This is a genomic window from Xanthobacter albus (genome assembly GCF_043194895.2).
Lineage (GTDB): Bacteria > Pseudomonadota > Alphaproteobacteria > Rhizobiales > Xanthobacteraceae > Xanthobacter.
In genome coordinates this window covers 2,934,608-2,959,351 of the sequence record NZ_CM195532.1, presented here as the reverse complement: position 1 = coordinate 2,959,351, position 24,744 = coordinate 2,934,608, and the positions used below count along the sequence as shown (strand labels likewise).

The window sequence follows — 24,744 nt, the reverse complement described above, 5'->3', positions numbered from 1 at the left end:
GCGCCAGAGGGTCGTCACAGCAGGCGCCTCAGGCGCATGCTCGAATACGGCGCCACCGGCGATCCCTCGATCCGCACCACGCTCTCCCGCGGCAGGCTCTTCGCGATGAAGGTGCAGGTCCCCAGATAGCTGTCGGCACCCACCGTCACCCCGTATTCGATGCCGACCTGCCCGGAGAGAAAGCACCCAGGCTCGATGACGACATTGCTGGACAGGCCGATCTGCGAGGACAGAAAGCAATGGTCTCCGATCTTGGAATGGTGGCCGATGTGGTTGTTGCTCCACATGATGACATTGTCGCCGATGGTGACGAAAGGCTGCAGGGTATTGTTTTCGAGGATGAAGCAATTCTCCCCGATCTTGTCGGCATGATTGGAGCAGCTGGGATGAACGAAAGTGGCGAAGGAATAGCCGCGCGCCCTGCCCTCCTCGTAGCGGCTTCGGCGGAACGCGTTCAGCCGGCGGAAGCTCAACGGCCCCAGCAGCTTCACCCGCTCTGGCGGGAAATGCCGCTCCAGGGTCTCCCAATCCACCAGGGGGCGGCCGGCAAACCTGTCGGCTTTCCGGTGGGCGGCGTCCACGGTGAAGCCGACGATGCGGTCCGGTCCGCAGGCGTCGATATAGACCCTGGCGACATCCGCGATCTGCCCCGCGCCGAACACGACGATGTCAGCCAATTTCGCCTCCACGGGACGTCAGGCATCGCGCGATAGCCTCGACCACGCGTTCCACATCGGCTTCCGGAAGGTCCATCGCCATCGGCAGCCCCAGCAGCCGGCGGCCCAGCGCCTCGGCGTTGGGAAGGGCATCGCGGGCCATGTTCCGGTAAAATGGCTCGTGGTGGAGACCGAAGCCGTACCAGCGGCGGGTTTCGATGCCGGCCGCCGCCAGGACTTCCTCCACGGCGGCGCACTCGGCCCCGTCGCGACCGTTGAACAAGCAGTAGCACGAGGCGACATCGGGCGCGGCGACGATGCGGTCGGCAATGCCCCGCATCGCGGCTGCGCGTGCATAGGACCGGGCGACATTGCCGAATGCCGCCTTCTTCGACGGCCACCGCTCCAGCTCGCTCAGGCCGATGGCCGCATGGTACTCGCTCATCTTGCCGTTGGTTCCGGCGGCAGCACATTCCCGCCGGCCCAGGAAGCCGAAATTCAGGGCGGCCCAGGTCTTCTCCAGCATCTTCTGGTCGGTGCACACCACCGCCCCGCCCTCGGCGGTGCTGAACGCCTTGGTGGCGTGCAGGCTGAGAACCACCGGAATCTCGCCGACGTATCGTTGCGGATCGGCGGTCAGCGCCTCGAAGGCGGCGGCACCGTCGATCACCACCTTCACGCCGGTGGCCTGGGAAAAAGCGCGCCATTCCGCCTGCGGCACCGGCCGCCCGTAGGGTGCGGTCACCGCCACGAGGCCGACCCGCCCCAGCTCCGGATGGGCGGCGACCACCGCGGGGTCCAGCGCCCAGCTTTCGGCATCCACGTCCAAAGCGTGGGGCCGGTATCCGGCGAGCTCGATGGCCGAGGCCGTGGCCACGAAGGTGTGGGCGGAACAGAGGGCCAGGGGCCGCGCGTCACTCGCCCGCCCTGCCTCCGCGAGGATCACGCCCAAAAGCCCCGCCGTGCCGGAAGCGGCCAAGCAAACCCCCGCCCCCAGCGCGACGCGCAGGCGCGCGGACAGCGCATCGGCCAGCGGACCATGATTGGTGTAGCGCCGGCCTTGGTCCAGAGCCCTGAGATAGGGGCGCAGCTGGTCCGCCGTGGGAAGGGAGGGCCGGCACACCGGCACGATGTGGGACGAGGCGGCGGCTGGCATCTCGACAGGAACCGGCTTCAGGGCATAGGCCATCAGCTCATACAGACCGTAGTCGGCGCGGAAGCCGATGAAGCGCCCGGCGAGGCCGTGGAGAAAACGCGCCAGCTCGTCATAGGAAACGTGGAACAGGTCGGCCCGCTCCCAGTCCACGATCTTGGACATGACGTTGAAGACGATCCCGCGCCGCACCCGCGGCCAGATGCCCTCCAGGGTGGCGGCCATGAATGCCCACATGTCTTCGTGGGCGGCCGCGCCCTTCACGGTGAACAGGCCGTTTGCGAACACGAAGTCGCAATCGATACGCGCCAGATCGGCGGGCGCGCCCGCGTCCGCCACCTCGAAGCGCGCCTCGGGGAACTTGGCCCGCGCCATGGCGATCGCCGCGGGCGACTGGTCCAGCCCCACATAGGCGATGTTGTCGAAGGCGCGGTCGCGAATGCGGCGGTAGAGCTCGCCGGTCCCGCAGCCCAGGTCACACAGAACCACCTGCGCGCCGGCCGCCGCCTGCTGGATGATGTCCAAGCCCACATCGAAGCGGATCAGCCGCCCGGTCTCGTCCAGCCAATCGGCACCCCGCGCGGTATCCCCGTGCGTCGACAGGCACTGGCTGTAATGCTCATGCAAACACGCGGCGACATCAGAGGCCATCACTTGCAATGCCTGTTCCCGCGAGCATCACCTGGCCACCGCAGCGCGAACTGGCGCCGCCGATACCGCGCATCCCCTGGTACTCGACGCGGGCATGTTCCAGCAAGATATCGAAAATGACATCTTAATGGCAGATTCCACAACCCTTCGGTGTGGCGCGGCATACTCCCCCGCAGATCCAGCCACATCGGCGGTCCAATGAACACACCCAAGCACCTTGGGAACGCGGATCGAACGCGCCCGCCGCTACCGCGCAGGCAATTCATCGATACCGTGCTGCGCGTGCCAATGGTATTCGCCCTCCGGATCGATCGCGATGCAGCGCATGAACGCTGTTCGCGCTTCCTGTGCCCGGCCGAGGTCTCGCAAGGCCACGCCCCAGAAAAACCAGGCATTGCCCCGGTTCGGGGCATAGACGACGGCATTGCGGTATGCGCTTTCAGCCAAGGAATGTCGCTTCATTTCCCGGTAGCAATGCCCCAAGCCCACCCACGCTCCGAACAGCGATGGGTCGATGCCCAGCGCCTCCATGTAAAACTTCTCGGCACATGCCCAGTCTTTTTCAAGCAAGAGCCGGTCGCCCGAAGACACGCACCGCGCCAACCTGCGCTCAGCACGCCTTTTTCTTATTTTATTTATTCTACGCGAAAAATTATTACGTTCCTGAAAACCGTCACTCTCAGCCAGAAAAACAGACATCGGCTCGTATAGAGCACTAACATCGTACAGTCTTTTTTGTCTTTCGAGCGCCTCTCTTGCAACCCCGAGCTCTTTGATACTCCCATCCAGACTGGTGCTGAGATCCACATTCCGTGCAGAGAGCACGCGCGCCGTTTCATCACCGGCCGCCTTTATTGCTTCAAGCTCACCGGAAATCGCGGTCAGAGCGTCGTCCTTGCCGGCGAGCTCCCGCGTCACACCGTCGAGGCGCGCGGCCAGATCATGTTCCCGCTCCTGTGCAGCCAGAGCCTCCGCCGCACAGCGCTTCTCGGTTTCAAGCCGCAACTGCGCGAGGCCCGCCTCGCCGGCGGCCTTCAGATCCACCAACTCCCGCGCGCGCGCATCGAGGGTTTCGTTGAGCTGAGCCATCTGGGCGGCAAGTTCCCCGATCCGTTTTTCAAGCGCGCTCCTGACCTTCGCAAGCTCGGCTTCGGCTTTTCGGACCTTCGCAGCCGCACTTCGTCCCGTATCGATCAGCCGCGCAAAGCTCGGCACGCTTTGGCGGAACTCATGCGCAATCCGGTCCAGCGCGGCATGGTCTTCGATGCGCTCGCCGTCCTGCGACCAGCGCTGCAGGATGCGGTAGGTCTCCCGGACCCAGCTCGACACGAGTGGATCGTCGAGCACATGCTCCTCCGGCCGGGCATGGTGGCGCAGGGCCGGAGACATGAAAGCGGCAATATCCGCCGCCGTCCCGCTGGACAGCCGCGGCCAGCCGAAGCCGAGATCGTGGCTGATGCGCTCAGCCACGCGCGCCCAGTTGCCGATCAGCTGATCGTAGGATGTGAAGCTGCGCACCATGCCGCGGCTGTCGTGCTCGGCGCTCAGGACATGGCAGAGCCAAAGCAGCTGGACGAAGTCAGGATCCATCCTGTCGCGGCTGTGGAGCGACTGGGCAACGTCAAATGGATTGCGGTGGGTGTGGACGACGACAGGGCGGATATCGGCCGCCGCGAACACACCCTTCCAGAACGGCAGGAACCGGCAGATGCGCGGGTCCTTCAAGACGAACAGGCACGAGGCGCCGAACTCGTCCTTGAGAACTTCGCCGGCGCGCGCGGCAAATTCGGCGGCGCGCGGCGAATCGAACCAAGCGGGGTTGAAGGGCTGCCAGTCGTCCCAGCTCGATCCGGCCGAAGCCAGGATGTCGTCGTTCAGCCGGCATATGGCGACAGACTCGAAAAAGCCCTTGGGGTTGGTCTCATGCGGAGGCATGAGCGTCTTGGGGGAGTCGCAGCCGAGCTGCGACAGGAGCCCTCCCATCGCCGACGTCCCGGAGCGATGCATGCCCAGGACGAGAACCGCAGTCCGCCCCTGGCCCTGCTGTACGGGAAATGTCCTCTCGATCGTGTCCATCACCCTGCCATTCTCTCGTGCCCCTTCGCTGTAACAAAAAATTAGCCGGCAACAATACGTCGGCGTCAGCCAACCCGAAAGGGCGACTTCTCGCGTTCCGCGGCCTCTCCGCTTCTCGCCAGATGGTCGCCGATCCTGCCGATGACGCGCGCCTGGCTTCTTCGGATGGTGGGCTCCAGCGAGGCGTTGGTGGTGAAGTGCCTGCCGTCCCGGCTCCACAGGGTGGAGGAGAGGCCGCCGGCGTGTTCCACCAGGGGCGGAAAAACCGTCACGCAGCTCAGGGGCTGCGCCTCCAGATAGCGATCGATGGTGTGCCGCATGGTGTCGTCACCGGCGACGCGATACGCGGCCAGCATCTGCAGCGCCCGGCGGCTGTAGATGCCGAACACCATGCCGATGACCTGGTCGACGCGGGCGAACAGGTCGCCCCCATGGAGTTCCACGGACATCACCCGCATGCGCTCGGAAATGTCGCTCAGGAGGCCGGAGAAGACATCCCAGGGCAACGGGCTGCGCTCCAGATAGTCGAGGACATTCGCGAGGCGGGCGGCGAAGGCGTCGTCCAGCGCCGCATCGTCCTCCCATACGACGAGCCGCTCGCGCCCCGCGAGAAGGGCGCGCCGCGCCAGATATCGGTAGCTGAGCGCCGTCCCCTTCCAGCCGTCCACCGCCCGCAAGCTGGGAAACAGGGTCGCGCCGTGGCGCACGCCGAGGCGCGCGTTCCGCAGGCGCTCGCCGTCTTCCGGAAAGCAGAGGATGAAACGCTCGCCTTCGAGCCTCGTTCCCTGCGTCAGCCGCTCGAAGGCGTCATCGTCCAGCACGCCGCAGCCGTGCAGGGCGCGCAGCAGCATATGGCGCGTGCCGAAGCAGGATGAGTCACCGCCTTGCAGCGGCACCAGGAAGGTCTGGTAGAGGTTGATGCCCTGTTCGTGCAGTTGCCTGATCTGCGCCTCTCCGGCGGAGAACACCGCGAGGGAGCGGGCAAGATCGGCGATGCCGGGTCCCTCGGCTGTGCCCGCCGGTGCATCCCCCTCCGCCAGGAGCATGATCCGCCGGTCGGCGGGCGGCAGGCATGGGAAGTCCTGCGGCGCGAGGACGAGGTAGAGGTCGGCCGGAAACTCCTGCGGCATGGTGTCCAGGAGCGCGCAGCGGAACGGCGCCTGGCGCAGGCAATCGGCGATCAGCCCGGCCACGGCCTGCAGGCGCGGCGGCGCGACGATCGCCATGGCGCCGATCGCGGCAAGGCGGCCCTCCGCCAGCAGGCTCCGCATGCGGTCGTGGTAGGCTTCCAGGGAGTTGACGAACGTATCGGCGGGCGGCTCATCCGCCTGCACGAGGGGCACATCCGGCGCGGCGAGGCGGCGCGCGTCGGCGGCGAGGCGCCGGCGCCCCAGGGCGCGCATCCAGCCGCGCGGCCGGCCGTTCCTGTGAAAGGCGAGCCACCGCCACAGCCGCGTCGTCGGCCCCCTGCGTTCCGTCGCCCTTCTGAGCTCGGCATCCCGCTGGGCCAGCGCCTCCTCCAGGCACGCGATTTCGCGCTCGCGCGCAGCGAGCGCTTCCGCATGGTCCGCCCGCATGGCCTCGATCTCGTCGCGCAGTGCCACGAGCTGCAGCTCCTGCTCATCGAGCTGCCGCTCCCGCTCCGCGCCTGCGCGATTGAAATAGGCGAGCGCCCGGCCAAGGGTTTCGAGGGCGAGCTGCACCCTGCTGTCGAGTTTCTCCGTCATGACGCGGCAATACCGGCAGCCGCGAGCACGGCCCTGGGAAGGTCCTCCGGCTGCGGCACCCGATGGTGCCGGGCCTTGCCCCGCAGCGCTTCGAGCCGCGCGTCGTCGAGGCAGAGCGCGGTGATCTCCCGCTGCCAGGCCGGCAGGTCATAGGGGTCGAGCGCCGGCATGTTTCCCCCCGAGGCCTCGATCAGCGCCGGCGCGGTGGAGACCACCACGGGCGTTCCCACCGCGAGGCTCTCCGCCACCGGCAGGCCGAAGCCCTCGGTGAAGGAGGGGAACACCGTGAAGCGCGCCTTGCGATAGAGCCAGAGCAGGTTCTCGTCGCGCAGGTTCTCGCAGACCTGGACATGGGGCGCGAGGCGCCAGTTGCGTTCCATCATCAGCCGCACCGTGTCCACATACCAGCCCCAGCGGCCGGCCATCACGAGGCGGGGCAGCCGCTCGGGCGGCAGCGCCTCGCGCAGGCGGTCCCACAGATTGAGCAGCATGACGTGGTTCTTGCGCACCTCGATGGTGGAGCAATAGAGCACGAAGGGCCGGCTGGCATCGAAGCCGGGCGGCGGCGCCCCGCGCGGCGCGGCCCCTGGCGGCAGGCCCGCCGGATGGGCGACGGGGAGAGGCGGAACCGGGCGGCCAAGCTCCGCGAACGCCCTGCCCACCACCGCCGCCGTGGCTTTCGAGACGCAGACGAGATGATCGGCCTGCGCCAGCACCGAGAGCATGTTGGCCGAATAGTCGCGCGGGTCGCGCCCCGCCGTCCATTGCGGCGCGTCCCACACCATGAGGTCGTGCACCACGAGCACGCAGCGCGCGCCCTTCGCTCGCAGCTCCTCGAAGGTGCCGGCGGGCACGTAGTCCCACGGATTCGAGACGCTGACGAGCACGTCGCCTGCGCGCGGCTCCAGCGCTTCCGCGGCCTGACGGCTCGCCCGTGGCACGGCACCGAGGTGCGCCTGAAGCTCGCGCGAGGCCAGCGCGCCGATGCCGTCGCCCCGGTTGGCGAGGAATTCCAGCTCATGGGGCGCGAGGCGCCGATAGCCCCCGCCCTCGGTGTCGCGCCGCGCCAGCCGCACGGGCGCGGCGCTCCGGGACAGCATGTCGCCCACATCCGCCTCGACACGGCTCATGCCCACCGGCGTGTGCCATCCCATCTCCAGGGAAAGAGACACGTCGAGGATCACGCCGGGCGCGCCGTCCGGAGCCGGGAGCGGGCCGGAATCCGGCTGGCGCGCTAGCCACCCGCCATCGAGCACCGTGGTGAGCCGCGCGCGCACCACATCCGCCGCGAACTCCCGCACGGCGCGCGCGTATCCGTTCCGGCCCAGCCGCTCGGCGAGCTCGGGATCGCGGTGCAGCCGGATCATGGCCTCGGCCAGCCCGGCGACATCCCCCTCATCCACCAGCAGGCCGTCCACCTCATGGCGGATCAACCGGGCCGGCGCCCCGGCGGCGAAGGCGATCACGGGGCGGCCATGCGCCCACGCCTCGATGATGGAGCGGCCGAAGGTCTCCGGGCCCCCATTGTCGGAGATGGAAGTGACGAGCACCGCGCGCGCCCGCCGCAGCAGGGGCTCGGGATCATCGACGTGATCGTGCAGGCTGAGCACCGGCCCGGCGCCGACCTCCTCCGCATGCCGCTGGATGTCCCGGTAAAATTCCGGGATCGGCCTGTGCCCGTAGGAGGCGATGCGGATGTCGGGGCAGCTCCGGCCCAGCATGGCCGCCGCATCCGCCAGCAGCGCGTGCCCCTTGATGGGGTTGACCGTGGCGAGGTGGAGAAAGGGCGCGCCGGCCGCAGGCGGCTCAGGCGGTTCGGGGGGAATACGGACCGGATTGGGGAGCACCAGCGCGCGGAGGGGCCCGTGAGGCCACGCATGGCGGCTGATGTAGTCCGGCTTGTCGAGCACCGAGCGGTCGGGCACCAGCAGGGTGGCCTGCGCCATCGCCGGAAGAAGGGGCTCGTAGCCGGACCACTGGAAATCGTGGACATAGAAGAAGGACTTCGCGGCCAGCTCCGGACGGCCGCCCGTGCATCGCGACAGGATGCGCAGGGAATCCAGCGTATTCGCCAGGATCGCCGAGGGCTTCAGATCGTCGTGGAGCCGCAGCACGAGCTGCGCCGCGCTCTCGACGAAGCCCTCCCGCGCGGCATCGATGCGGTGAATCTCCAGCCCCGGACGATCGATCTTCTCCAGCACGGCGACATGATGGGAGTTGCAGGCGAACACCACCACCTTGCGCTCCGCCGCGAGCCCGGGGAGCAGCGCTTCGATGTTGCGCTCCGCGCCGCCATAGCCGGTGGCGACGGAGAGGATGAACACCGGCGCCGGGTCGTCCTGCGCCTCGCGCGGCGCCGGCCGGTTCTGGTCAACGGGCGGCGGGTCCACCAGAAAACGCTCCCGCACCAGCGAGGCGCCCGCGTCGGCGAGGCGCCGGGCCAGGTCCTGCTCGGTGAGCAGGCGCGCGCAGGCGCGGGCGAAATCCTCGGCCCGGTCCGCGATCAGAAGGTGCTCTCCCGGCTTCGCCCCCAGGCCGCGCGCGGCGTGGGAAGTCGCGACGAGGGGGCGCCGATAAAGCCATGCTTCCAGCACCTTCAGCTTGGTGCCGCCGCCGCCCCGCACCGGGGCGATCACACCCGCAGCCTCGGCGTAGAGCGGCCGCAGATCGCGGGGGGCATGCACATATTCGATGCCGGCGGCGGCCATGCGCGCCTTCAGATCCTCCTCCGCCCGGCCCGCGACGACGATCCGGACATCCGGCACCAGGCGGCGCAGCCGCGGCAGCACCGCAGCGGCGAACCACTCCACCGCATCCGCATTGGGCGGGTAGAACAAGGCTCCCACGAACAGCAGCGTGCGCGATCCCGGCGGCGGAGCGGCGGGCTCCAGGCCGGGCAGAACCGCGATCTTGTTCGGGCTGGCCTTGAAGATGCGCAGCCCGGTCTGCCGCTCCAGCCGGGCGGCATCCTCCTCGGCCGCCAGATGCACCACGCCGTAGGCGGGCAGGCAGCGGCGCTCCAGCTTGGCATAGCGCAGCGCCTCGCGCAGGCGACGCACAGCCATGCGATAGTCGCCGTGGCAAAACGCGAGATGCGCGAGGCTGAGGCGCGTCGCCGATTCCCAATCGTCGCAGTCCATCTCCACCACCGCCCGCCACGCGGCCGGGAGCAGCGCGGCCACGTCGTGGAGGTAGAAGCGGAAAACGATGATGCGCTCCGGGGGCGGCCCCTCCAGGGCGCCGAGGGCCTCGGCCGTTGCCGCGCCGGGGCTGAACCAGTCCGCGAGCCGCCGCCCGCGCGCGGCGGGCACGAAGGGCACCACCCGCAGGGTTCCCGGCAGCGGATGGGGCGGCGGGGGCGGCTCGTGCGGCGTCACCAGCACGATCTCCAGCTCATGCCTGGCCGCCAGCTCGCAGGCCCAGCGCCAGCCGCGCCGGGCGAGGCCCACGCCCTCGGGGTCCGGCAGGACATGGGTGACCAGCAGCGCCCTGCCCTTTCGCGAAGGCGCGCCGGGCGCGGGCAGGAAGGGCCGGGCGTGGCGGGCATAGGTGGTGCGCGCCCGCGCCACGTAGTCCTCGGTCAGCAACAGGTGGTTGAAGTCCGACATGTCGCGCCGCTCGACATCCCACCACAGGTGGGCCCACAGGTGCAGGCTGGTCGCCTCCGGCGGCAGCGGACGGTCCTCCTCGAACAGGCCGCGGATGCCCTCGCGGGTCCAGTCGAGGGCGAAAAAGCGGCTCTCGGGCTCGACGCGGACGAGGTCCGGAAATTCGCGGCTGAGCCTGTAGGGCAGGAAGGTGGAATGGTTGCTCCAGCTCCCGTCGAAGGCGCCCGGCATCCGCTTCATCCACTCGGCGATGAAGGCCGATCCGGGCTCCGCCATGATGAGCGCGTTGCACAGCGAGCCCTCGGGCGCGCCGGCAGCGCCCGTGTCCACGCGCTCGCGCCCCATCACGCAGTGTTCCGCGAACAGCTCGTCCGGCGGCGGAGCGAGGAACAGCGTGTCCATGTCCGCATAGACGCCGCCCTGCTCATGGAGGATGCGCAGCCGGATGAAGTCGCTGACATGCGCATAGGAGAAGCTGCGCGTGAAATCGTCGTGATAGGTGAGATCGACCGTCAGCTCGCGCTCTGGAATGGGCACGATCTCGATGCGCGGGCGGATGAGATCCCAGAGCGGGCCATGCGGCTCGTTGTGCAGGTGCACCAGCACGCGCTCCGGCCTGTTCACCCGCAGGCAGGATTCCAGGCAGAGGTAATGCAGCAGGTGGAAAGGCTCGGCCTGCGGCCGCAGGCCGAACACGAAATGATACACATTCGGAATGCGGGAAACTCGACCTTCGGCCGAGGCGGCGGCGGCGGACATGCGGAGCATTCCTCGAAAAGCCGGGGGGTTATATGAGCGTGCGAGGCAAAGTCAAAGAGGTGCCGCAACGGCCTCTCGCCGTTTTCACGCGGCAGGCACAACTCGCTGGTGGTACGGTGTTATTTTGACCCCAGCGCCCTGCGCGCGTCTCCATCCTCCGGCGCTGCGCGATGCCCAAACGTAAGATTAAGCAGAAAAAGAGCAAATGCTTACCGCACCCATAAGCCGTATGCGGAAAACGATCAGCCTGCAATTGAAGACGATATTCAGGCAGCGTGAAGAAATATCCCTTCGCTATATCGGCCTGGCGGACACGAGCGGCTATGCCGTCGCGGCGGCCGCCCTGGTGCGCGCGCTGCGTGACGCGGGTGTTTCCCTGGCGTGGGAGCCCATGCTGCCGGGTGGCGCGCTCGGCCTGGGCTACGCCCCCTCCCCTTCCCGGCAAGCCGGCCCCGCCGAATTCTGGCCTCTGCGCGCCGACGAGAAAGCCTGCGAAACGGTCATCATCCATTTCGTACCGGAATATTACCCGCACTTCCTGGAACGCGAGCGGGCACGGGGCGCCACGCGCATCATCGGCCACACGGTCTGGGAAACGGACCGCCTGCCGGCCCACTGGCCGGACCTCATCAACCGCCTCGACGCGGTGATCGTGCCGACCGAATGGAACCGCGACGTGTTCCGCGCCAGCGGCGTCGTCATCCCCATTCTCGTGGCGCCGCACCTGCCGCGCCCCGCCGCCGTCGTGGTGGAGGAGGAGCGCGCCGCCCTGCGCGGGCGCCTGCCCCCGCTCCACGGACGGCGCGTCTTCTACACCGTCTCCACATGGCTGGAACGCAAGTCCATCGGCCCGCTGGTCGCGGCTTTCGCCGAGGCTTTCACGCACGACGACCCGGTGGCACTGGTCATCAAGACCACACCCCACGACCTGGAGCGGGTGCGCCGCGATCCCGGCCACGAGGGGGAGAACGTGCCGGTGCTGCCGCAGTTCGAGGCGATGATCGGGCGCGCGGTGCTCCGCCACGGACGGCTGCCGCCGCCGATCCTTCTGCTTACCGATGAGCTGCCCGAGGGGGAATTGCGGGCGCTCCATGAGATGGGCGCGTGCTACGTGTCCCTGTGCCGTGCGGAAGGCTGGGGTCTTGGCGCGTTCGAGGCGGCCTGCGCCGGAAAGCCCGTGATCATCACCGGCTGGGGCGGGCCGACCGCCTATCTCTCTCCGCGGAGCGCCTATTTCATCGATTGGACGATGGCCCCCGTTTGCCCCGGAGAGGCCAACGCCAGCTACACGCCCGACCAGAACTGGGCCGAGCCCGATCTCCAGTCCGCGGTGAAAGCCCTGCGCGCAGTCCTGGCCAAGCCGGACGAAGCCGCCCGGCGCGGCGCGCGCGCCGCCGAAGCCATCCGCGACGGCATCGTGCCCACCGCCGTCGCCCACACCCTGCTGGAGCAGATTCGCGCCCTGCCTGCCGCGGACTGAAGCAACACCAAGCAGAGGCCGCGCCCCCAGGGCCGTCCGCGCGGCACAACCTCCGCCCATTCGAACCAGCGTAGATCTGACATTTCGGCCTCATCTAGAGTTTAGATTGGCCCAGAACCGCCGCCCGCCTTCCGCTTGGAGACGGAATATGCAAAAGATCGAGACATCGGCACATGATTACCATGCGACGGTTTCGCGACGCAACTTTTTCGACGCGTATTTATTTACACAACCCATAGTCTGCAATACTGACAGATTGGTGATGCAGTGAACGATCTGACGCACGCGAAGGATGAAATCCCGGCCGCACAGCCTCCCCAGGAGGATAGGCAGGCTGCGGAAACCCGCATCGTCACACCGGATCTGTCCGACCTCGAATCCCCGCCCCATTGGCGCGGCGCGGCGGACATTTTCGCGGGCACGCGGATTGTCGGCTGGGTCGTCTCCACCCGCACACCGATGAGGCCGGTGGCGCTTGATGTGTTCCTGCTCGGCGAAAAGGTGCTGACGGACATCACCTCCGAATTGCGCCCGGATATCGCGGCGGTCCTGCGCCTGCCCGTCAAGGCGGGCTACGACATCGACCTGCTGAAGATGTCGCCCGTCGCCGCGCAGGCCGTGATGAAGCGGCTGAAGGCCGAAAGCCGCAGCACCCTGCCGGTCGGCGAGATCCTCGAACTTCGCATCGCCGACACCGATGTCGTCGTGCGCCTGTCCGATTCCCTGCGGCACGAGGAAATGCCGCTGGCGCGACTCGCGGAAATCCTCGCGCCCCTCGCCGGCCGGTTCGAGGGCGACCAGAGCGGAATGATCCGCCTGCGTGATCGCCTGCTGGAGGCCCCGCTGAGCGGCGAGGCCGCCTCGGTGGACGTCGTCGCCTACTACCTGCCGCAGTTCCACCCCTTCCCCGAGAACGACACCTGGTGGGGCAAGGGTTTTTCGGAGTGGACCAACGTCACCACGGCCAAGCCGCTGTTCGACGGTCACTACCAGCCGCACCTGCCGGCCGACCTCGGATTCTACGACCTGCGCCTCGACCAGGTGCAGCGCGACCAGGTCGCGCTGGCCAAGCGCTATGGCATCCGCGGCTTCTGCTATTACTATTACTGGTTCTCCGGCCAGACCTTGATGACCCTGCCCATAGACCGGCATGTCGATCTCGATCTCGATCTCGATTTCTGCCTCTGCTGGGCGAATGAAAGCTGGTCGCGCCGCTGGGACGGGTCGGAAGCAGACGTGCTGATGGCGCAACGCCACACCTTCGACAGCGATATCGGCTTCATTCGCTCCTGCATCCGCTATTTCCGATCCGACCGCTACATCAAGATCGACGGCGCCCCTCTCATCCAGGTGTACCGCATCTCGCTGATGGAGCGGCCCAGGGAAACGCTGGACCGCTGGCGCGAAATCGCCCGCGAGGAGGGCTTCCCGGATCTCCACATCTGCATGGTCGAGAGCTTCGACCTGAAGGATCCCTACGAATACGGGTGCGACAGCAGCTGCGAGTTTCCCCCGCACGGCGTGGTCGGCGAGAAAATCAACGACCGGATCGAAGCGCTCGATCCGCGCTACAGCGGCACCATCTACGACTATGCCGAGATCGTGCGCAGAGAGATCGCGCGTCCCACGCCCTCGCATCCGCGGTTCCGCACCGCGATGCCCTCCTGGGACAATACCGCGCGCAAGGGTACCGCCGGTAACGTCTTCGCTGGCGCCACGCCCGCCTTGTTCGAGACCTGGATGCGGCATCTGGTGGCGGATGCGTGCAAGCAACTGCCGGAAGACAGGCGTTTCGTCTTCGTCAATGCCTGGAACGAATGGGCAGAAGGCACGCACCTGGAGCCGGATCGCGAGCACGGCCATGCGAACCTCCGCGCGGTACGCAACGCGCTGACGCCGGAATCCCTGGCGCTGGCGCCTCTGCTTGCACCCACCGATGGCTCCGAGGATCGGCTGGCGGAGACGCGGCGGTATGTCGAAGGCCTGATCCGCGCCAACCGCGCGCTGACCGGCCTGATACGCCGCGAGACGCACGATCTGCGCGTGGGCGACGAGCAGGGGCTCGTGCCGGTGCCGGCGTCGATCATGTCGGTGGAATGGGTCAGCGGCGCAGCCTTCAATATCGAATCCTTGAACGGACGGCCGGTCGATTCCGGCGGCCCGCTCCTGCTGCGGGGCGATCAGGCGATAAGCGTGCGGGGCTGGTTCGCGTGGCCCGGAAAAAGCACCCGCATCGCGCTGCTCGCCCTGCGCAGCACCTCTGCGCCCGAAATGCCGCGCTATGTGACACCCATCCACCTGCGCATCCAACGGCCGGATGTCGCGGCCGCCCTCAAGCTCGATGACGCCGAGGTGGATTGCGGCTTCTCGGTTTCGGCCTCGCTGCGCGGCCTCGCTCCGGGCCGCTATGAAATCGAGCTGCTGACCACGGATTCCTCGAAAGCCGCGAAGGCGATCGCCGCGCCCACATCCATCCAGCTCGTAATCGGATGAGGGCCATGGCGGACACACCTCTCGTCAGCGTCGTCGTGCCCAGCTATGGCCATGAGCGCTTCGTGCTGGAATGCCTGGAATCCATCCACGATCAGACCTATCCGCACCTGGAGCTGGTGATCGTGGACGACCTTTCGGCCGACAGCACTTTCGAGCGCTGCACGGCGCTGCTGGCCACGCCCTTCGCCCGCCGCTTCGCCAACACCGTTCTTCTGCGCAACGCGCAGAACCTCGGCGCGCACGCCTCCATCAACCGCGGCATCGGCGCCTCCCATGGCTCGCACGTCGCGATCATCAATTCCGACGATCGCTACCGCCCCGACCGGATCGCAGCGATGCTCTCGGCGATGGCCGAGGCGCAATCGGAGCTTTCGTTCACGCTCGTCGAGATCCTGGCCGACCCCGCCGAGGTGCGCGAGATTCCCGAGCCTTTCAGGCTGTTCACCCTTCGCCAAATGCTGGCCCTGAAGCGGGACCTGACGACCGGCTTCGCGCTGCTGAGGGCCAATCAGGCGGTTTCCACGGGCAACCTGCTGTTCACCCGCCGGCTTTTCGAGCGGGTCGGGCCATTCCTGCCGCTGAAATACTGCCATGATTGGGATTTCGTGCTGCAATCCCTCCACATGACAGAGCCTGCGGTGGTCATGGAGCCGCTCTACGACTACCGCCTCCACGGCACGAACTCCTTCTCCGGCCTCGCCCACCTCGCGGGGGTCGAAAGTGAGGTCGTGCTGCGCCGCTTTTTTCGCCGCGGGCTGGCGGCAGCCCCCGCCAACCCGCTCTGCCCTGCCCCATCCACATGGCCGGGTTATTTCGAGACCTTTCTGGCGGAGTGCGGCTACCTCAGCCACTTCCAGCACGAAAATGGTGAGGGCCTGCCGGGCTGGCGCACTTATTACGAGGGCCGGCGCCCCAAGGTTGGTCCCGCCTTCATTTTCGATTAGGTGTTTAGCGTCGACATTGGGTGGCTTAAATTAATACAGAATTTTTTTGGTATAATTTTCCATATTTACTAAGTGATCTCTTAGTGCATGAGACTCTTCAGGCGTTGTGTGAAATTATAGGCGGCGACGAGAATTTCGGGATAAACCTAAATCGCTCGTGGTCGTCGTGGTGAAAATGTTTGACAGTCGCTTCCTTAATGGTGCGGTTGATCGGTTCAACCGGCCCGTTAGTCCAGGCAGGGAGTGTCAAAAACTTCGTGTGGGAGCGGTCATGATGGACCCTATAGAGGTTTGCCCGACGCAAACTCCCCTCCCAGCCCCCTGGTGTGAGCAGGGGCCGAGTCGGGCCGCGACTACGGCTGTGTGGCACCGCCGTGCCAATCGCACCTATCGAGTTTGCGGGTGGACAGACTCCACATAGCCGGGCATTGCAGCCCCCCTACGACATTTCTGGCGTGTCGGTTAATATAGCAATGCATATGAATTTTTTCCTGCACACACGCAGTGATGCACTTAGGCAATCCGGCAACCGAATCTACGCGAATGGATTCGTTTTTCACCTTAACACCAGAGATAGAGTTTATATATGAACGTTGGTGTCTGCCTAATCGTCCGTGACGAGGCATCATATTTGCTTGAGTGGATCGCCTATTATCGCGCGATAGGTTTTGATACTATTGTGATATACGATAATGATAGCCGCGATCAGACTCCTATTCTGCTGAAGGAGTTGGATTCAGCAGGGCTGATCCATTATCGGCACTGGCCGGACCAGCGGCTGACAAATCGCCAAGTATCGGCATATGAGGCTGCCACGCACGAATTCGCTCACCTCGATTGGCTTGCTTATGCAGATATAGACGAGTTTATCGTTCCACTGAGGGACAACTCTATCAAAGAACTACTCAGCCGCTTTGAGGCATTCAACGGACTTGCGATCAACTGGCGGATTTTTGGATCATCCGCGCAGGAGCTGCGCGCGCCCGGTCTGGTGATGGACCGCTTCAAATTGGCGTCTAAACGCAATGCTCGGCCGAACCAGTGCATCAAAGTCGTTGTGCGGCCCGGGTCAGTCGCTAAATGCGATGTCCATGTCGCCTATCTCAGCTCCGGTACAATCGTTGATGAAGGCGGTCATGACATCTTCGCAACAATGACACAGCCTGGGATACACTACAGAATTTCCCATGAATTTGTGCAAATGAATCACTATATTGTACGCTCTTGGGAGGAGTGGACAACGAAGAAGAGGCGTGGACGCGCTGCCATTGCGCCTGAGCAGCAGGCCGAAAAATGGAGTGATGAGCGCTTTACCAGACATGATCTGAATGACGAGCGGGATGAGGCGATTTTAAATTTTCGACTCGCTACGCTGAACGAGCTTTCAGTGATGCACCAGATCTTGGAACGGCAGGGACGCGCCGACATTTGGAACGCGTTGAATGGTTATATGGCGCTTCCTGATCCAACCGAAGTCAGACAAATTTGCCATCGCCCCCACCAAGATTCGGCAGCAGCATTCAAACCGAAGACTGAGGCTGAGCTACGCGGCGGCATAGCACAAGCCCCTGACCTGCTCGACCAGTACGGCGACCCCACCTTCCGCAAGGAGCTGATGCGCCTGCTGCTGGCGCAAGGCCGGTGGGATGAGGCCGAGGCGCTGGTGCCGGAACCCGGCGGACCCGGCACCGGCGGCTGGCATCATATCCTGTTCGCGCGGGCCCACGAAAAGGCCGGAGACAAGGAGGCCGCCCGCCCCCATTGGCAGGCCTTTCTGGAAACCCACCCCGGCCACGCGGAGGCCGTGGCGGCCCTGCATTCCGCGGCAACCGCCAGCGCCCCCAAACCGACCCTGCCGCCGGGCCTAGACCCGAAGGCTCCGCTTCTGCCGCGGATGAGCGATCCGGAGCGCGAGATGTTCCAGCGCGCCCTGGAGGGGGTGGAGAACTTTCTGGAATTCGGCGCCGGCGGCAGCACCGCGTTGGCGGCCAGAACAGGGGTCAAGCGCATCGTCTCTGTCGAAAGCGACGTGCAATGGCTCGATCTGCTGGCGCAGAGGCCGGAAATCGCGGCGGTGGACTTCACCGCCCTGCACATCGACATCGGCCCGACCGGCGCGTGGGGCATGCCCAGTGATCCGGCCGCGGCGCCGAAATGGCCCGCCTATTACCAGGCGGTCTGGAACAAGCTCTCCTGGCAACCCGATCTGGTGCTGGTCGACGGGCGGTTCCGCGTCGCCTGCACCCTCGCCACGATATTGAATTGCGCGCCTGAAACCAGGATCGTCATCCACGATTTCTGGAACCGCCCGCAGTATCACGTCGTGCTTCGCCATCTCGACACGCTGGAACGCATCGATACCCTGGGTGTGTTCCGCGCCAAGCCCACGCTTGTGGTGAAGGATCTGGTCTCCGATCTTCTGGCCCACGCCTGCAATCCCGCTTAGCGTCGCTTGGGATACGTGGCGCGCGTCGCATCGTGCAGGTGGGTCGCCGATCGCCAGCAGGCAGCCTCAGGCGACCAGATCGCCGCGCCGAATCGGCCAACCGGCCCCGGTGTCTTCACACCAGAGCCGGCGGACTTTCGCTGCGGCGCCCCGCAGGCTTCAGCGAAAACCCAGGAAACAGCCGCACCCGCCTTCGGCATCACTCTGCGGGCGGGAGACGCTGCACCAGCAGCTTGTCGATTCGCCGCCCGTCCATGTCCACCACCTGGAAGCGCCAGCCCTCATAATCGAACTGCTCCCCGGTCTCCGGCAGGTGCCCGAGCCGGGACAGGACGAAGCCGGCGATGGTGTGGAAATCGCCGGAGCGTGCGCGAAAGCCCAGGCGTTCGAAGGCTTCGTGCGCAGGCGTCATGCCGTCGATCAGGAGCGAGCCGTCATCACGCGCGACGAAGTCGGGCTCCTCATCCTCGGCCGAGGGAATATCCCCCGCGATGGCCTCCAGGAGGTCGGTCTGGGTGACGACCCCGTCGAGGCCGCCATATTCGTCGATGACGATGGCCAACCGAACCGGGGCGGTCTTGAAACGCTCCAGCACGCGGAAGATGGGGGTGCCTTCGTGCACCACCACCGGCTCGCGCATCACCGCCAGCGGGTCCAGCGCCTTTCCATCCAGCACCTGATCGAGAAGGTCCTTTTTCAGGATCATGCCCAGGGGTTCGGCGATGTCACCGCGGCCCACGAGCAATTGCTCGTGCCTGCAGGCGCGAATCGTCCGCAGGATTTCGTCGTGGGGGTCATCGGCATCGATCCACTCCACATCGCGGCGCGGCGTCATGATGCCCCCGATGGGGCGGTCCCCGATGGTCAGGACGCGCTCCACCACCTCCTGCTGGGCATGCTGGAGGAGGCCCGCCTCCTGGCTCGCCGCCACCAGAAGCTTCAGTTCCTCCGGCGAATGGAAAGAGTCCTCGCCCGTTCCGGGGCGCAGGCCGACGAGCCGCAGCACGAGGTTGCCCAGTCCATTGAGCGTGACGATGGCCGGGCGCAGCAGGAACAGGAACACGCCCAGCGGCCGCACCACCCACAGGGCCGTTCCCTCGCTGCGCTGGAGCGCAAGGCTCTTCGGCGCCAGCTCGCCGAGCACGATGTGCAGCGTGGTGATGATGATGAAGGAGATGACCACCGCCACCGCGTGAGAGCCGAAGGTCGCGAGCGATCCGGGCAAGGCGCTCAGAAGCGGCGTGACCAGATGGGCGATCGCCGGCTCGCCGATCCAGCCGAGGGCGAGGGAGGAAATGGTGATGCCGAGCTGCGTCGCGGCAAGGTTGGAGTCGAGATTGTCCACCGCGCGCTGCAGGGCCGACGCATTCATGCGCCCCGCGGCAACGAGCTCCGCCACCCGGCTGCGGCGGACGGCGACGAGGGAGAATTCCGCAGCGACGAAAAATCCGTTTGCTGCCACCAGAACAAGTACGGCGAGTATCCCGGCGATATCCGCGATGCTACTACCCTCGGAACTTGGCATGGTCTCCTCTCGGGCGGCAACCATGCCGCGAGCTGTTGAAATGCGTTCGACGTATAACACAGGAACGACGACAGCCCGCCACGCGGATGGAGCGGAGACACAGCTCGAAGCCGTCTTCAGTCAGATCGCCGGCCGGCGCAGTTCGCGCGGGAAAGCCCGCGGGTTTCCTTTTGCGTAATGCCACATCGGCGATGACCTCGGCATCCCGGAGAAGGATGAGGTGCAAACTTCTGGAATTTCTCGGGACTTTTCGTCACCAACTGCGTCGAACAGGTCCATTCGTATTGATTTTGCTCCCGGTGCAGACATGAAATGCGCCTCGACGGGCACCAACGGAACACCCACAGGCAATTGTAAACGCACTGCACTTCAAGAGGGGGTGAGGCCTCTTCCAAAATCCGCGCAAGCCATTGAACTTATATAATATTCAATCGCCGAAAAACGCACTGTCGTCATCGCGGGATCTGGCAACGGCGGGCGGTTGCTGTCAACGATTTGGCGCTTGCGGCGGCCGTGGCCTGGCGTTCCAGGAGGGGCCATTGTTGCATGTCGTGGGCGCTGAACCTGGAGACGCCCGGCCAGACGGCCACCGGCCTATTCCCCAGCGACGGGCGCTGCCATCCGATCGCGCACATGGCGAAAACAAACCCGCCGTATCCGCTCTCGCCGGCCCCGAGGGGCCTGGATCGACGGCCAGACTCCGCGCGGCATGGCCTGAAGCCCTACCCCTCGCCGCGCTGTGGATCGAGATGCTGCATGACGTGCTTCACCAGCGCGCGCTCGGAGCCCACTCCGGTCTTGCGGTACATGCGCAGCCGGCAGTTCTTGATGGTGCCCTTGCTCAGGTTGAGCTTCTGGGCGATGCCGCCGGTGGTCTCGCCGTTCATGAGCAAGAGCACGATCTCGCGCTCGCGCGGGGTGAAGATCCTCAGCGCTTCCTCCAGCAGGCGGTCGGGGTCCTCCACTCGCCGCGGGGTTGGGGTGTCGAGCACATACATCCGCCCGCCGGGGGCGAGCGGGAAATCGCGGTCGAACACCTCCACCTTCACGCTGAACTCCGTCAGCACGCGGGTCCGGCTGTCGGAGGACGTGTGCAGCTCCTCCACCGCCGCGGCCAGCGCCGGCTCGCCGGCGGCGGCCTTCTGCCATGCCTCGTTGGAGAAGACGTTCACTCCGAAGCGGTCCTTGATGAGGGTGGGGCGGGTGATGAAGCCTTCCACCTGCGGCCCGCGCGGGTTGCGCAGCGCGTTGAACAGGGAGCCGAGATGGGAGCGATGGAAGCCTTCCAGCATGGGGAAGATGAGCCTTGCGCGCTCGATGTCGCCTTGCGAGAAGCGACCCGTCTCGCGCTCCAGGAACAGCCCGAAGCAGCAGTGGCCGACGGTGGAGAAGAAGATGCCGAGCTCGTCCGAGATGCTGGCGAGGGTCTGGAAAACCTTGTGGTAGAGATCCCAGGCCCGGCCCGGCGAGCGGACGTCGTTCAGTTGCAGCACTCCGGGGCTGCCGCTGTTGCGCCAGTATTCGGAAAACGGGTCCACCGAGGCGTAGATGTTGGTGTAATAGGCGACGACATCGCTCGCCACGTTCTTGGTGAACAGCACGTCCGGCGGGGCGACGCGGGAATAGCGGATGATCCAGCAGGCATCATGATCGATGGCCGCGCCGAACAGCTCCACCAGCTCGCGGTGGAAGCGGTCGCTGCCGATCACGCGGGCGACCTGGCCCACGTGATCGAACCATTCCGGGCTATTCAGGCACACGGCGCTGTATCGCCCATGCGCGGGAAATGACAGGGCAGGAAGCGGTTCCGCCATGCCTCCCTCTCCAGCCGGTGTGTGGATACAATTGAATTCGTCCAGTCCGAGTAAAGCGGACGGACTGCTCCTTGGCAATGCGGACGTTGCGTCATCTTATCAGGTTCTTCAAGTTGATGTTGCGGCGCATGAAAATGCTGATGGTTGAAGCGGTTCTGCTCGTGCGCCATCCAGCATCTATTTCAGGGGCTATTGGATATTTTTTCTCGCCTCTCCTGTCCGTCCAGCTTGCGGTGCAGCATTTTGACCGCAGCCCTTGGGAAAGGACCGGAGAGGGACGGCGTGGCGCCCGTCCGCTCTCCGGCAAGGTTCCCAGGAGGAAGCCCCCGGGGTACGGCTCGGCCTGTTCGCGGCAGCTTCGGGGAGGTCAGGCCGTCCGTTCCTCAAGCGGATGGGTGCGCAAGCGCAGCGGGTCGTAGAACGGCGTCTTCACCACCCGAGCGGCGAAGGTGCCGTCCGCCCCGCGGACCTCCAGTTCCGTGCCGAAGGCCGAAAGCTCCGGCCTCACGTGAACCAGCGCCAGTGAACGCATCAGATAGCGGCTGTAGGCGGTGGAATTCACGATGCCCACCTCCTCGCCATCGCGGAACAGCCGGGCGCCGGGCTCGACGGCGGCGTGGTGGTCGATCTCCAGCCCCGCTTGCGCCACCCGCTCCTGTCCACGGCGGCGCAGCACGGCCTCGCGACCGCGGAAGGCGGGCTTGTCCGGGTTCACGGTCCAGCCGAGGCCCACTTCCCAGGGCGTCGTGTCGCCTTCGGGCATATCGTAGGGGAAGAACAGGAGGCCGCCCTCCACCCGCACGATGTCGAGGCAGGACCAGGAGACGGCCATGGCCCCGTGCGGCCGCCCCGCCGCCAGGATAGCGTCCCACAAGGCCACGGCATCGGCGGCCGCGCAGAGCACCTCATAGCCGCGCTCGCCCGAATAGCCGCCCCGCGCCATGGACACCGCCCGCCCGAACAGGGTGGTTCGCCGGTGTCCGAAATAGGGGAGCGTGTTCAGGTCGAAGCCGGTGTGCGGGGCGAGAATGTCGAGCGCCTTCGGCCCCTGGAAGGAGAGGACGTGCACATCGTCGTCCCTGCGGAAGGTGACGTCGCGCCCGGCCGCAACGGCGGGCAGGATGTCCTCCAGCGAGCCGCCGCCGTGGGAGATGCGATAGGCGTTCGGCCCGTCGCAATAGACGAGCACGTCGTCGATGAGGCTGCCCTGCTCGTCCAGCACCGAGGTGAGGGAGGACGCCCCCGGCGCAATGCGGGCGATATCGGAGGTGAACAGGCCCTCCAGCACCGCGAGAGCGTCGGAGCCCGACACGTCGATGATGCGCAGCGCGGAGACGTCGAACAGGCCGGCGGCGGTGCGCACGGCGATCACCTCGTCGTCGGGGTTGGTGGCGTAGTTCTGCGGCACGGGCATGTCGTTCCACGATGCCTCGAAGGTGGTGCCGAGGGCGAGGTGGCGGTCGGCGAGAGCCGAGACGCGGGAATAGGCAGGGATGCCGGTGGTCATGCGGCAGGTCCTTTCGTGACGGGAATGATGGAAGGTCCCGCGGCCCGGGCCGTGCCCGGACCGCGGGACGTGTCAGAGCTGGAACAGCCAGTTGGAGATCAGCACCACCGCGAGGCCGGCGACGAGCGCGAGGTAGGGCAGGATGCCGGCACGCTTCTGGGTGTGCTTGCCATCGCCGATGGTCAGATCCTCGAAGGTCTCGTGCGGGAACTTGCCGCCATCCTGGATGTAATGCCGGTAGATGAAGACCGGGATGATGAGCGCGGCGGTGACGAGGCCCGCCCACAGCGCCACCGGGTTCCACACCTTCGCCCCGGCGCCCATGAACACGGCGTTCACGAAGGCGAGGAGGGTGCCGAAGGCGAGGATGAACGTGGGCGCCTTGTAGGGCCGGTCCACGTGGGAGCTGTCGATGCGGTGGATCCAGCCCGAGTTGAGGTTCAGGAAGTTGAAGATGATGTAGCCGACGTTCGCCACCGCGAGCACGAAGAAGAAGCTGGTGCTGTCGGCGCAGGCGATGGCCAGGAGGACGATGTTGAACCACAGGTCCGTCCACATGGCGCGGGTGGGCGCGCCGTGCTCGTTCACATGGTCGAGGTAGCGCGGCAGCCAGCCGTCCACGGCGCCCTGGTAGAGGGTGCGCGAGGAGCCTGCCATGGCGGTCATGATGGACAGCACCAGGGCCAGGATCATCAGCATGACCAGCACGCTCTCGACGATCTTCCCGCCGCCCACCATGTGGGCCATGGCCTGGGCGACGCCAGAGCCGTCGACGATGGCCGGGTCGAGCATTCCGGTGAGGCCCAGCACGCCCTGGAAGGTGAACGGCACCAGGATGAACAAGGCGAGACACAAAAGGCCCGAATAGAAGATGGCCTTGAAGGTGTCGCGTTCAGGATTGCGGAACTCGCTCGTGTAGCACACGGCGGTCTCGAAGCCGTAGGTGGACCAGGCGGCGATGAACAGGCCGCCGAGCACCAGCGTCCAGCCGGGGATGTTCCAGCTTCCCGGTTCGGCGGCACCGGCGGCCGCGAGCGGCACCAGTGGCGAGAAATTGCTCCAGTTCACCTGCCCCGTCAGCAGCGGCACGATGCCGACGATGAGCATGGGCACGATGACCGAAAGCCCGATCCATTTCTGCACGTTGGCGGTGCCGAGAATGCCGCGGTGCTGGATGGCGAACACCAGCAGCATCAGGGCAGCGCCCACGAAGAAGGCGGCATTGAGCGAGAACGAGACCGGGCCGATGGCGTGGGTCACGAGCGTCCAGTCGCGGATGTGCGGCGTCAGCGCCGCCACCGCGGCAGCGGCCTTCTCGGCCTCCGTGCCGGTCAGGCTCGCGCCGTGGGCGGCGAGCCATTGCGCCACCTCGGGGCTGTTCACCGCCGGAATGGGCGCGAACGCATTGAGGATGTAGGCGGCGGCGATGGAGCAGCCGAGCGAGAGCACGGGGCTCCAGGCGAACCAGTTGCACCACACCGAGAGCGGCGCCACGAGCTTCACGTAGCGCACCCAGGCCGCCGCGCCATAGATGGAGGCGCCGCCCGACTTGTTGGGAAACAGCCCCGCGATCTCGGCATAGATGAAGGACTGGATGAAGCCCATGCCGATGGAAATGGCCCAGATCAGGAAAGAGAGCGTTCCCGTCATGCCGGCGATGCCGCCGATGGAGAACAGGACGAGGGCGGGCACGCCGCTCGCGACCCAGAAGGCGCCGGTCCAGGAGATGGAGCGGTGCAGCCGCCCATCGCTCTCGGCGCTGGCGTGGACATTCGTGATGGTGGTCACATTTTCCTCCCTCGCCCGTGTGCGCGAGGCCGTTGAGAGGCGGCCGCCGGCCCGGGCGTTGTTGTCGAATTGATTGGACCTCACGCATGCGCCGCCCGGCGCGGTTCGGGGCCGGGC

Annotated in this window: 14 protein-coding genes; 4 read left to right on the top strand and 10 right to left on the bottom strand. The window is 66.2% G+C overall.

The features are described from left to right. Positions 1 to 14 precede the first annotated feature (14 nt). The 5 genes from V5F75_RS13195 to V5F75_RS13175 form a co-directional block, all read right to left on the bottom strand. The gene (locus V5F75_RS13195; protein ID WP_394034538.1) at positions 15 to 677 is read right to left on the bottom strand and encodes an acetyltransferase; all 663 of its coding nucleotides are present in this window, start codon (positions 675 to 677) and stop codon (positions 15 to 17) included. After that, positions 670 to 2,460, bottom strand: a complete 1,791-nt coding sequence (locus V5F75_RS13190; RefSeq protein WP_394034539.1) for a DegT/DnrJ/EryC1/StrS family aminotransferase — start codon at positions 2,458 to 2,460, stop codon at positions 670 to 672. The genes V5F75_RS13195 and V5F75_RS13190 overlap by 8 nt, the downstream gene beginning before the upstream one ends. Positions 2,461 to 2,706: 246 nt before the next feature. Beyond that, positions 2,707 to 4,536 (bottom strand): sulfotransferase family protein, encoded by a 1,830-nt coding sequence (locus V5F75_RS13185; RefSeq protein ID WP_394034540.1) that lies wholly within the window; start codon positions 4,534 to 4,536, stop codon positions 2,707 to 2,709. Between the two features lie 65 nt (positions 4,537 to 4,601). Further along, entirely contained in the window at positions 4,602 to 6,263 is a 1,662-nt protein-coding gene (locus V5F75_RS13180; RefSeq protein ID WP_394034541.1) for a hypothetical protein, read from the bottom strand. Continuing rightward, on the bottom strand, positions 6,260 to 10,630 hold the full coding sequence (locus V5F75_RS13175; protein WP_394034542.1) for a glycosyltransferase: 4,371 nt from the start codon (positions 10,628 to 10,630) through the stop codon (positions 6,260 to 6,262). Before V5F75_RS13175 ends, V5F75_RS13180 begins: the two co-directional genes overlap by 4 nt. Before the next feature lie 253 nt (positions 10,631 to 10,883). On the opposite strand from V5F75_RS13175, the gene V5F75_RS13170 reads away from it, so the two are divergent. The 4 genes from V5F75_RS13170 (at position 10,884) to V5F75_RS13155 (ending at position 17,993) form a co-directional block, all read left to right on the top strand. Further along, positions 10,884 to 12,110 (top strand): glycosyltransferase family protein, encoded by a 1,227-nt coding sequence (locus tag V5F75_RS13170; RefSeq protein WP_394034543.1) that lies wholly within the window; start codon positions 10,884 to 10,886, stop codon positions 12,108 to 12,110. Between the two features lie 267 nt (positions 12,111 to 12,377). Continuing rightward, positions 12,378 to 14,603: a glycosyltransferase WbsX family protein gene (locus V5F75_RS13165; protein ID WP_394034544.1), complete on the top strand. Its 2,226-nt coding sequence runs from the start codon at positions 12,378 to 12,380 to the stop codon at positions 14,601 to 14,603. A gap of 5 nt (positions 14,604 to 14,608) precedes the next feature. Further along, complete coding sequence (locus tag V5F75_RS13160; protein ID WP_394034545.1) at positions 14,609 to 15,547, top strand: glycosyltransferase family 2 protein; 939 nt, start codon at positions 14,609 to 14,611, stop codon at positions 15,545 to 15,547. Positions 15,548 to 16,133: 586 nt separating this feature from the next. Then, a complete protein-coding gene (locus V5F75_RS13155; RefSeq protein ID WP_394034546.1) occupies positions 16,134 to 17,993 on the top strand; it encodes a glycosyltransferase family 92 protein in 1,860 nt (619 codons plus the stop codon). Between the two features lie 199 nt (positions 17,994 to 18,192). Here the strand turns inward: V5F75_RS13155 and V5F75_RS13150 are convergent, their stop codons facing one another. The 5 genes from V5F75_RS13150 to V5F75_RS13130 form a co-directional block, all read right to left on the bottom strand. Continuing rightward, positions 18,193 to 19,518: a hemolysin family protein gene (locus tag V5F75_RS13150; RefSeq protein ID WP_394034547.1), complete on the bottom strand. Its 1,326-nt coding sequence runs from the start codon at positions 19,516 to 19,518 to the stop codon at positions 18,193 to 18,195. 120 nt (positions 19,519 to 19,638) lie between these two features. Beyond that, the gene (locus tag V5F75_RS13145) at positions 19,639 to 19,797 is read right to left on the bottom strand and encodes a hypothetical protein (RefSeq protein WP_509212070.1); all 159 of its coding nucleotides are present in this window, start codon (positions 19,795 to 19,797) and stop codon (positions 19,639 to 19,641) included. Positions 19,798 to 20,240: 443 nt separating this feature from the next. Continuing rightward, positions 20,241 to 21,278: a response regulator transcription factor gene (locus V5F75_RS13140; RefSeq protein ID WP_394034548.1), complete on the bottom strand. Its 1,038-nt coding sequence runs from the start codon at positions 21,276 to 21,278 to the stop codon at positions 20,241 to 20,243. Between the two features lie 421 nt (positions 21,279 to 21,699). Continuing rightward, complete coding sequence (locus tag V5F75_RS13135) at positions 21,700 to 22,839, bottom strand: aminomethyl transferase family protein (RefSeq protein WP_394034549.1); 1,140 nt, start codon at positions 22,837 to 22,839, stop codon at positions 21,700 to 21,702. 72 nt (positions 22,840 to 22,911) lie between these two features. Next, the gene (locus V5F75_RS13130; RefSeq protein WP_394034550.1) at positions 22,912 to 24,627 is read right to left on the bottom strand and encodes a trimethylamine N-oxide permease; all 1,716 of its coding nucleotides are present in this window, start codon (positions 24,625 to 24,627) and stop codon (positions 22,912 to 22,914) included. Positions 24,628 to 24,744: the final 117 nt, after the last annotated feature.